Genomic DNA, 9772 nt, shown 5'->3' on the forward strand with positions numbered 1-9772 from the left:
CCCAATGAGGTCAGCAAGACCATCACGGTGTCGATCACCAACGACGGTACCTACGAAGGCGCAGAGAACTTCAAGGTCGAGCTGAGCAACCCGGTCGGTGCTGTCCTCACCACGGCATCGCAAACCACGACGATCCACGACGACGGCACGGGCAGCTTGCCCAATGGTGGCACACCTGACGATGACCGCCCCGTGATCGTCGTCAGCAACGCCAGCGCCACAGAGGGCAATGCCGCCGTCTTCACCGTGAACCTTGGCCATCCGAGCAGCACCATCCAGCCTTTGCAATTGACGCTGCAAAACGGCACAGCCAAACTGGGCAGCGACTACACGTCCGCCATGGAGGTGTCATTCGACAACGGTCAGACCTGGCAGTCGGCGGCGTCTGGTATCGCCAACGTACCCGTGGGTAAAGACAGCTTGCTGGTGCGCATTCCCACGGTCGATGACGCCATTGCGGAGCCTTCAGAGGTCTTCACCCTGAACGTTTCCAGCGCCGTTGCAGCCAATGGCAACGCCTCCGGTACGGCCACCATCACGGACAACGACGCGCCCCCGACGCTCGACCTGGACGGCAACAACTCGTCCGGCGCTGCGGATCCCGGCTTCAATGCGGTCTACGTTGAAAACGGTATGGGCGTTCGCGTGGTCGACGGTGACGTCGTCATCAAGGACGTTGACAGTGCGCAACTCACTGGGGCCACGATCAAACTCACCAACCCGCAAGCCGGTGACGTGCTGGCACTGGCAGAAAACCTGCCTGCGGGCATCACCGCCACGGTCAACGGCGCGACCATCGTGCTGGCGGGCGTGGCCAGCCTGGCCGATTACCAGACTGCACTGCACGCCATTGCCTTCAGCTCGACTTCGGACAACCCGTCGACAGTGGCCCGCACGGTCGACATCACCGTCTCTGACGGCACGAGCAACAGCAACGTGGCCACCAGTGTGATCACGGTTCAGGCGGTCAACGATGCACCGACCGTTGGCTCGGCCACCGTGAGCGTGTCGGAAGAAGGTCTGGCGGGCGGTGTCAAGGACGCCAGCGGCAACCCTGACACAACTGACGCCACCACAATCAGCGGCAAGATCGCGATCACCGACCCGGACTCCAGCAACTTCTCGGTCAGCCTGGGCGCGCCCACCGCACCGGTGTTCACCACCAACGGTACGCAGATCAACTGGGTCAGCGACGGTCTCGGTGGCCTCATCGGCAAAGCCGGTACGGCGGCCAATGCCGCGACGGTGCTGACAGCCACCATCGACAACACAGGGCAGTACACGGTCACGCTCTTGTCTGCGCTCAAGCACTCGGGGCAGGGCGAAGACAGCCTCGGCATGAACTTCACGGTGAAGGTCAGCGATGGCGTGGCGACCACCAACTCGACCTTGACCGTCAACGTGGAAGACGATGCGCCCAGTGCCCCTGTAGCCCAAAGCAACACGCTCAGCGTCCAGGACAGCAACCTTCTGTTCGTGCTGGACGTCTCTGGCAGCATGAACGATCCAAGCGGCATCAGCAACCTGACGCGCTTGCAGGCCGCCGTGCAGTCCATGCAGAAATTGCTGGACAAGTACGATGACCTGGGTACGGTGGCGGTGCGCCTGGTCACGTTCTCCGACACGGCTCAGACCGTTGGCAGCTCCTGGCTGACGGTGGCCGATGCGAAGGCCAAGCTGGCCACCATCACGGCCACGGGCGGCACCAATTACGACTACGCGCTGAGCACGGCACAAACCGCCTTTGCCACGCCCGCCGGCAAGATCACGGGTGCGCAGAACGTGGCCTACTTCTTCTCGGACGGCAACCCGACGCTCTCCAGCACCAACCCGACGGCCAACGTCAACGGACAGGACGGCAGCACCACGCAGCCCAATCTGGGTGACGGCATCGATGCCACGGAGGAAAGCAGCTGGAGCACCTTCCTCAACAACAACCAGATCAACGCCTTTGCCATCGGCTTGGGCAGTGGCGTGGCCCAGACCTACCTCAACCCGATTGCCTACAACGGTCAGTTCGCGCTGAATCAGGACGGCATCGTCGTCAGCAACCTGAACCAGCTCGACAGCACGCTGTCGGGTACGGTGACAGGCTCGGTCAGCGGCCAGATCTTTGCTTCGGGCAATGTGGGCGGCGCTGCCCTGGGGGCTGATGGCGGACACCTGGCCTCCATCACGGTGGGCGGCACGGTCTATACCTACGATGCGGCTCATCCAACCTTGTCGGTGACCACACCGTTGGGCAGTCCTTTCACCCTGGATTGGCTGACAGGCAGCTACACCTACAAGGCGCCCGATCACCTGGCCAACAGCCAGAGCGAGACCATCGGCTACAGCATGGTGGACGGCGACGGCGACATCGTCAATTCCTCGCTGCAGCTCAACCTGGTGCTGAATGCGCCGGTCGCTGGCGCGCCCACGCTGACCGCCACCAAGGCGCATGTGTCGGAAGAAGGCCTGGCGGCGGGCAACAAGGACGCCACAGGTACCACGCCCGATGCAGACACCACCGACAGCACCTCGGGGACCGGCCACATCACCGTGACGACCACCGGTGGTGCCACTGTCTCGGGCCTTGTCCTGACCGCGCCAACCGACAGCGTCGTGACCGCATCGGGCAAGACGGTGGTCTGGAGCAGTGACAACGCCGGCGGCCTCATTGGCAAGGACGGCACGGACGCCAGCGCGACGACCGTTGCCACCATCTCCGTGACCAAATCCGGCGACTACACCTTCAATCTGCTGCAAGCCATTGCCCACGCAGGTTCGGGTGAGGACGTCAAGGACATCAGCTTTGGTGTCAAGGTGCTGGACTCCACCGGCAAGGTGGGCCTGGGCCAGCTCGTGGTCAGCGTGGAGGATGATGCGCCTGTGACAGGTCCGACCATCGTCGAAAACCTCAATACGCTCGATACCAACCTGATGATCGTGCTGGACAACTCGGCCAGCATGGCCAACGCCAGCGGCATCCCCGGCCTGACGCGACTCGAGGCCGCCGTTCAATCTATCGAGAAGTTGCTCGACAAGTATGACGACCTGGGTGGTGTGTCCGTGCGTCTGGTGACCTTCAACACCAACGCGCAGACTCAAGGCGCCAACTGGCTGAGCGTGGCCCAAGCCAAGGCCCTGCTGGCGACCGTCACCGCAGACGGTGGCACCAACTACGACTACGCCTTGACCCAGGCGCAGGCTGCTTTCAACTCCGGTACCGGCAAGATCACGGGCGCCCAGAACGTGTCCTATTTCTTCTCGGATGGCGACCCGACCCTGTCTAGCACCAATCCGACACCGGGCGTGAACGGGCAGAACGGCAATACCACGCAGGCCAATCTCGGCGATGGTATCGACTCCACGGAGGAGGGTGCCTGGCAGACCTTCCTCAACAACAACCAGATCAAGAGCTACGCGATTGGCCTGGGAACGGGCGTGACGGCGCCGTACCTCCATCCTGTCGCTTATGACGGGCAAGCCAGCGAGAACCTCAATGGCACCGTGGTCACGAGCCTCGATCAGCTCGATACGGCCTTGTCGAGTACCTATGGCGAGACCATCAGTGGCAACCTGGTGACCAGTGGCAAGGCCACCGCGCCCATGGGGGCCGATGGCTTCGGTCATGTCGACAGCGTCACCGTGGATGGGGTGACCTATCACTACAACGCCGCAGCGCCGGCGCTGACGGTTCATACGGCGCTGGGTGGCGACTTGAAGGTAGACATGAACACCGGCGCCTACACCTATGGCGCGCCGGGTCAGTTGTCCGGCCCTGTGACCGAGAACGTCACGTTTGCCCTGGCTGACAAGGATGGGGACACAGCCTCATCAACCTTGGCGATCAACCTGGATCACACCCTGGTTCTGGTAGGTACTGCACAGGCTGACACCCATGGCGCGTCGCAGTTGTCGGAGTTCATGATGGGGCGTGACGGCAACGACGTTCTCACCGGCAGCGATGCGTCCGATCGCCTGTATGGCAACGGCGGCAACGACGTGCTCAATGGCGGCAAGGGCGATGACGTGATCTCTGGCGGCGACGGCAATGACACGATCTCCGGTGGCGATGGCGCAGACATCATCTCTGGCGGACCAGGCAGCGACTCCTTGACAGGTGGCGCTGGTGCCGACGTCTTCGTCTGGCACTTTGCAGACCCCGGCACCTCGGCGGCGACCCGCGCGTTGGACACCGTCAAGGACTTCAGCCTGACCGAGGGCGACAAGCTGGATTTGCGCGACCTGCTGCAGAATGAAAACACCGGTAACCTGACGAACTACCTGGAGTTCGACACCACGACCGCGAACACCATCATCAAGGTCAGCCCGAATGGTGGTTTCCTGTTTGGCATCGCGACCAACTCGGCCGAGACGGAGCGCATCGTGCTGGAAAACGTCAACCTGCGCACAGGCCTGGGTTTGAGCAACCTCGCCAGCGATCAGGACGTGATCAACAAGCTGCTGACCCAGGGCAAGCTGCTGGTCGATCAGGTCTGAGCTTGTTCGGCCATGGCAAAAGGCCCGCTTGTCCGAGCGGGCCTTTTTGCTTGCTGTGGACGACGCACGGCAGTGCGCAACCGCCTTATTTCTTGAACTTCGGCTGAGGCACCGTCCTCAGGTCGGAGGGCAGGGTGCTGATGTAGTTGGACAGCACCTTGAGTTCTGCCAGCGTGAACAGCTTGGCCTGTGCGCCCATGATCGGGTTGTTGCGGCCAATATTCGGGTTGTCCGATGTATGGTATGCCTTGAGCGCCACATACAGGTAGTCCGCGTGCTGGCCAGCCAGCTTGGGATACGACGGATCGATCGGCTTGTTGAGGCCCTCACCGTGGCAGGCAGCACAGTTGCCCTTGGTGAGCAAGGCCTGAATGTCGGTATTGGGTGTGCTGTTCTTGCCTGGTCGCTGTGGCGTATCCTTTCCGCTGGCTTCGTAGAAGGCGCCAAGGTCGGCGATGTCCTGATCAGACAGTGGCGCCGCGATGCCCTTCATCGTGGGGTGCTTGCGCTCCCCCTTGCGATAGGCCGTCAGTGCCGCCGCGATGTACTTCGCGTTCTGCCCGGAAATCATGGGCACCTTGTGCACCTCCGGGAAGCTGGCCTGGTAGCCAATGATGCCGTGGCACCCGATGCACATGGCCACCTTGGATTTGGCCGCGGCTGCATCGCCAGGTTTGGTGTCCTGGGCCATGGCCCCGGATGCGATGAGACCCGCGAAAGTGAGCAGGCCAAGATGCTGAATGATTTTGTTGGGCTGTGTTTTCATGTGTCAGGCGGGGGAAAATAACCGGCAAGTGGAAAAACACGAGACTGCACCCCATTATTAAGGGGGCGCCTATACTGGAACACAGTAACAACCCGGTTGAGTTAGCGCATGAAATTCCAAGGTACTGATCAATATGTCGCCACAGATGACCTGAAACTGGCCGTCAATGCAGCTTTGAAGCTACAGCGCCCCTTGCTTGTCAAGGGTGAACCGGGTACAGGCAAGACGATGTTGGCCGAACAGGTGTCGGAAGCGCTGGGCATGCCCCTGCTGCAGTGGCACATCAAATCGACCACCAAGGCGCAGCAAGGTCTGTACGAATACGACGCCGTCAGCCGCCTGCGCGACAGCCAGCTGGGCGACGAAAAGGTGCGTGACATCCACAACTACATCGTCAAGGGTGTGCTGTGGCAGGCCTTCGACGCCGACCAGCCTGTGGCCCTGCTGATCGACGAAATCGACAAGGCCGACATCGAGTTCCCCAATGACCTCCTGCGCGAAATCGACCGCATGGAGTTCTACGTTTACGAGACGCGTCAGCTGGTCAAGGCCAGGCACCGACCGCTGGTCATCATCACGTCCAACAACGAGAAGGATCTGCCGGACGCCTTCTTGCGCCGCTGCTTCTTCCACTACATCCGTTTCCCGGATGCCGCTGTGATGAAGCAGATCGTGGAAGTGCACTTCCCGCACATCAAGCAGGATCTGCTGGCTGCGGCCATGCGCCACTTCTACGAGGTGCGCAACCTGCCGGGGCTCAAGAAGAAGCCCAGCACGTCCGAGCTGATCGACTGGCTCAAGCTGCTGGTGGCCGAAGACATCCCTGTGGAAGCGCTGCAAAGCAAGGATGAGAAGGTCAGCGTGCCGCCGCTGGTGGGGGCCTTGCTCAAGAACGAGCAGGATCTCAGCTTGTTCGAAAAGCTGGTCTACATGGCCCGCAACAATCGCTGACTCCAGGGGCTGGCGTCAGGCTCGGTGTCAGGCCTGGCGGCTGCGGTTCACGCGATCGGCCGCCAGCACCACCCGGTTGCGGCCTTCGGCCTTGGCCTGGTAGAGCGCTTCATCCGCACGTTTGAGCAAGGCTTGCAGGGTCTCACCCGGCTCGGCGGCGCACGCCAGGCCCGTGCTGATGCTCACGGCGATGTGCTCATCGCCCCACGGGATGTTGATCTGGCAGACGGCTTCGCGCAGGCGTTCGGCGGCTTGAAGCGCGCCGTCATGCAGGGTGTGGGGCAGCAGGATGCAGAATTCTTCGCCGCCGTAACGCGCCACGCGGTCGACCTCTCGGGCCTTGGCTTGCAGCGTGCGTGATACGGCGCACAGCACGGCGTCGCCCGCGGCGTGGCCCAGGCGGTCGTTGATGCGCTTGAAGTGATCGATGTCGACCAGCAGCACCGAGGTCGGATGAGGTTTGCGCTCGCGCACGGCCTGTTCGCGTTCCAGCGCGGCCAGGATGCTGCGCCGGTTCAGCAAACCTGTGAGGCTGTCCGTGGTGGCGAGTTCGTGCAGGCGCTCCTCGGCCTGGGTGATGAGGTGCACGTAGAGCACGGTCAGGCCGCTGATCAACGCAATGGTGGTGGCCAGATTGAAGCGGTGCAGATAGGCCAGGGTATCGGGCGGCATCACGAAGTGCGGTGGTGCCTTGCGCCAGTACCAGTCCAGCAGCAGATAGGCCACGGCAATCAGGCCGGCAAATGTGATCTTGAAAGGCCACTTGTTGACCTGGTTGGCCAGGTAGACCGGTATGGCGATGAGCAGGTAGTAATGGAAGCCGCTTTCCCAGCCAACCGCAATGACCGCCAGGATGGCGTGGGCCGCCACTTCCGCGATCATCAGGAACATGGCCAGCGCCACGAGGTCACGGCGAAGCAGCGCGGCAGCCAGGACATAGGTGAGCACGCTGCCGACGTTCACCCACATCATGGGCAGGACCTGCGCCTGGTAGAACAACACGCCGAAAGCCAGGTGGGTGACGCCGGCAAGCACACAGGCACTGCTGAGCAGCAGCTTGAAGGAGTGGCTGGCGACCGATGGGGCCAAGGCCGAGGCTGGATCCAGGTGCAGGTGCAAAGGGCTTCCCATGCGGCCAGCATAGCAGCGGCCTGGTCGGTACACATGGGGCGAGGGGGCTCAGGATGATGGGTGGTGTTGTAGCCATGCTTCTGTCCGATCAGGCACAGCTTTGGCCACCTCGATCAAGCCGGCCTGTGTGCAATGCACCTCTGCTTGCCGAGGAGACCCCACATGAGCCACGACCCACACGCCTGCCCCATTCGACCCCGTGAAAAGCTGGACTTCCAGCTTGGCAGCGGCATTCCCCGTTTCTGGAATGGCGGAGACCCGTACAAGACGCGCTTTTTTGATGCGATGTCGCTGACCTTTCCCATCGGCGAGCGCTACTTCATCAGTACGGTGCGCGCCTATCGCGACCAGATCACGGACCCGCATCTGCTGCAGGAGGTCAAGGATTTCACGCGCCAGGAGGCGCAGCATGGCATGGTGCACACCGAGTTCAACGCCATGCTGGAAAAGCAAGGTTTGAACGTGGGCTGGACACAGCGCTTTCTGGACCGCAAGTTCAAGTGGCAGTTGTCGAGTTGGTCCAAGGCGTTCAACCTGTCGTACACGGCCGCGGCCGAACACATGACCGCCATGATGTGCACGACCTTCATGGAGCGCGCGGAGATCATCGCGCCCTTTGATCCGCGCATGCGGGCGGTTTATACCTGGCACTCGATCGAGGAGGTGGAGCACAAGGCCGTGTGCTTCGACGTGCTGACCAAGGTGGCCAAGGCGGGCTATTTCACGCGCATTGCCGGGTTGATCTATTTCAGCATCGAGTACCCCATCGGCAACTGGTTCATGGTCAACCGCATGCTCAAGGACGATGGCTTTGGCCTGTTGCAGCGCGCGAAGATGCTGCTCAAGGGCGCGTGGTGGTTGTACAAGCCGGGCGGCGTCTTTTTGCCCGCGCTGGGCTATTACCTCTCCTACTTCAAGCCTGGCTTCCATCCCTGGCAGCACACCGAGATGGGGCGGTATCAGGACTGGTTGAAGGACTTCGAACGCACAGGCGACCCGGTGCAGGCGTCCGAAGCCTTCACGGCCAGGGTGCTGGCACAGGCCTGACCCAGTGTGATGGGGGTACGGCAGCCGTTCAAGCGGCCTCGTGTAAACCCCATCGCCAAACTTCTGGTGGATCTTTAGTATGAAGTGATGCGAATATCACTTAATTGGTGCGCATGGCATTTCATACCGAGGAGACACAACATGACGGCGCGGCATACAAGGCGGGTGATCAGGGGCATCGTTTGGGGCAGCTTGCTGGCCATGGCCGGCTGGGTCGGAGGCGTGCAAGCCTCTGACCCGGGCATGCCCGACTGCGGAGGCTCGGGTGCCTTGCGGGTGCTCGACGACCATCAGGGCGCCCTCGAATCGCTGGCCTTCCTGCCGTCGGGCAAGCTGGTGTTCAGCAACAACCTGAGCGGCACGCTCAAACGCAAGGACGGCCCGGCGATGGCACCGGTTCTGGTGGCCGAGGGCTTGAAGTCCCCCGGTGGCATCGTCGTCAACAGCGAGCAGGAACTCATGGTCGGGACGGGCAATGGCCTGGGCGGGTTGATGCCCTCTCTCGGGCTGGCCGGTATCGCACGCGTGGATCTGATTGCCGGCACGGTGACACCTGTGATCAAAGGCTTGTCGATGGCCAACGGGCTGGTGAGGGCGGCCGACGGCACGTATTACGCCTCGGACGATCTGGCGCAGAGTCTTGACCGTGTCCTGCCTGACGGCACCGTGCAGCGCAAGTGGCTGGCGCAAAACAGCAATGGGCTGGTCCTGAGTCAGGATGGGCGCACCTTGTACGTCAACCAGTTCCTGCCCGCGGGCATCAAGTCCGTCAACCTCGTGGATGGTCAGGTGCGTGACCATGCCCGGGTGCCATCGCAGCGCAGCCTGGCTGGGCTGGATGGGCTGGCGATCGACGACCGCGGCAACCTGTATGTGGTGGCCTATTTCAGCGGTGAAGTCTGGCGTGCCTCACCCCAGGGCCGTTTGTGCCGACTGGTGTCGGGCCTGACTTTGCCCAGCGCCGTGGCCGTAGGGCGTGCAGGACAAGGCTTTCGAGCTGACAGCCTCTATATCGTCAGCCACAGCGGCCGGATCATGGAGCTGCCAGGCGCGGTGCCGCCTTGATGCACCACGCCGTGAGCAGGGTCAGAAGTCGTACTTGGAGATGAGGATGGGTTCGGGGCAGGCCTTGGACAGCTTGTCCTGCACCACGGCTTCGATGGCCTGGGCGTGGGCGTGATAGGCGTCGACCCAGTCCTGCTGGCTGTGACCGGCGGCAAAGCGCGTCTCCAGCGCTTCGCGGGTGATGATGGCACGTACCAGCCGGCGACCAATGGGCATGCGCACGATCACGGAATCGTGGCCGGCGTAGACGGGTGGGCGAACGTCATTCATCTTGCGTCTCCTTCCAGTGAGCAAGACGCTCACGGTTCGATGGAAGGGCCCAGTGTC

Annotated in this window: 7 protein-coding genes; 4 read left to right on the forward strand and 3 right to left on the reverse strand. The window is 62.2% G+C overall.

What is annotated here, in order from left to right:
- A partial coding sequence (locus VFW93_RS02785; RefSeq protein WP_329692465.1) for a VWA domain-containing protein occupies positions 1-4485 on the forward strand: 4485 nt, incomplete at its 5' end.
- 85 nt (positions 4486-4570) lie between these two features.
- On the opposite strand, the gene VFW93_RS02790 is transcribed toward VFW93_RS02785, so the two are convergent.
- The gene (locus tag VFW93_RS02790) at positions 4571-5176 is read right to left on the reverse strand and encodes a c-type cytochrome (protein ID WP_329692466.1); all 606 of its coding nucleotides are present in this window, start codon (positions 5174-5176) and stop codon (positions 4571-4573) included.
- A gap of 183 nt (positions 5177-5359) precedes the next feature.
- On the opposite strand from VFW93_RS02790, the gene VFW93_RS02795 reads away from it, so the two are divergent.
- On the forward strand, positions 5360-6202 hold the full coding sequence (locus tag VFW93_RS02795; RefSeq protein WP_329692467.1) for a MoxR family ATPase: 843 nt from the start codon (positions 5360-5362) through the stop codon (positions 6200-6202).
- Positions 6203-6229: 27 nt separating this feature from the next.
- Here the strand turns inward: VFW93_RS02795 and VFW93_RS02800 are convergent, their stop codons facing one another.
- Positions 6230-7333 (reverse strand): GGDEF domain-containing protein, encoded by a 1104-nt coding sequence (locus VFW93_RS02800; RefSeq protein WP_329692468.1) that lies wholly within the window; start codon positions 7331-7333, stop codon positions 6230-6232.
- A gap of 162 nt (positions 7334-7495) precedes the next feature.
- Between VFW93_RS02800 and VFW93_RS02805 the strand changes: the two genes are divergently transcribed.
- Together VFW93_RS02805 and VFW93_RS02810 are read left to right on the forward strand one after the other, a co-directional pair.
- A complete protein-coding gene (locus tag VFW93_RS02805; protein WP_329692469.1) occupies positions 7496-8380 on the forward strand; it encodes a metal-dependent hydrolase in 885 nt (294 codons plus the stop codon).
- 201 nt (positions 8381-8581) lie between these two features.
- Positions 8582-9445 (forward strand): SMP-30/gluconolactonase/LRE family protein, encoded by an 864-nt coding sequence (locus VFW93_RS02810; RefSeq protein ID WP_329692470.1) that lies wholly within the window; start codon positions 8582-8584, stop codon positions 9443-9445.
- 21 nt (positions 9446-9466) lie between these two features.
- Here VFW93_RS02810 and VFW93_RS02815 read toward each other — a convergent pair whose 3' ends face one another.
- Entirely contained in the window at positions 9467-9715 is a 249-nt protein-coding gene (locus VFW93_RS02815) for a DUF1488 family protein (RefSeq protein ID WP_290679071.1), read from the reverse strand.
- Positions 9716-9772: the final 57 nt, after the last annotated feature.

This window comes from Aquabacterium sp. (assembly GCF_036279675.1).
Classification (GTDB): Bacteria; Pseudomonadota; Gammaproteobacteria; order Burkholderiales; family Burkholderiaceae_C; genus Aquabacterium.

Coding starts and splice junctions, on each gene's coding strand:
- VFW93_RS02815 (WP_290679071.1), bottom strand. CDS start 9,715: ATGAATGACGTTCGCCCACCCGTCTACGCCGGCCACGATTCCGTGATC.
- VFW93_RS02790 (WP_329692466.1), bottom strand. CDS start 5,176: ATGGCCCAGGACACCAAACCTGGCGATGCAGCCGCGGCCAAATCCAAG.
- VFW93_RS02810 (WP_329692470.1), top strand. CDS start 8,582: ATGGCCGGCTGGGTCGGAGGCGTGCAAGCCTCTGACCCGGGCATGCCC.
- VFW93_RS02800 (WP_329692468.1), bottom strand. CDS start 7,333: ATGGGAAGCCCTTTGCACCTGCACCTGGATCCAGCCTCGGCCTTGGCC.
- VFW93_RS02795 (WP_329692467.1), top strand. CDS start 5,360: ATGAAATTCCAAGGTACTGATCAATATGTCGCCACAGATGACCTGAAA.
- VFW93_RS02805 (WP_329692469.1), top strand. CDS start 7,496: ATGAGCCACGACCCACACGCCTGCCCCATTCGACCCCGTGAAAAGCTG.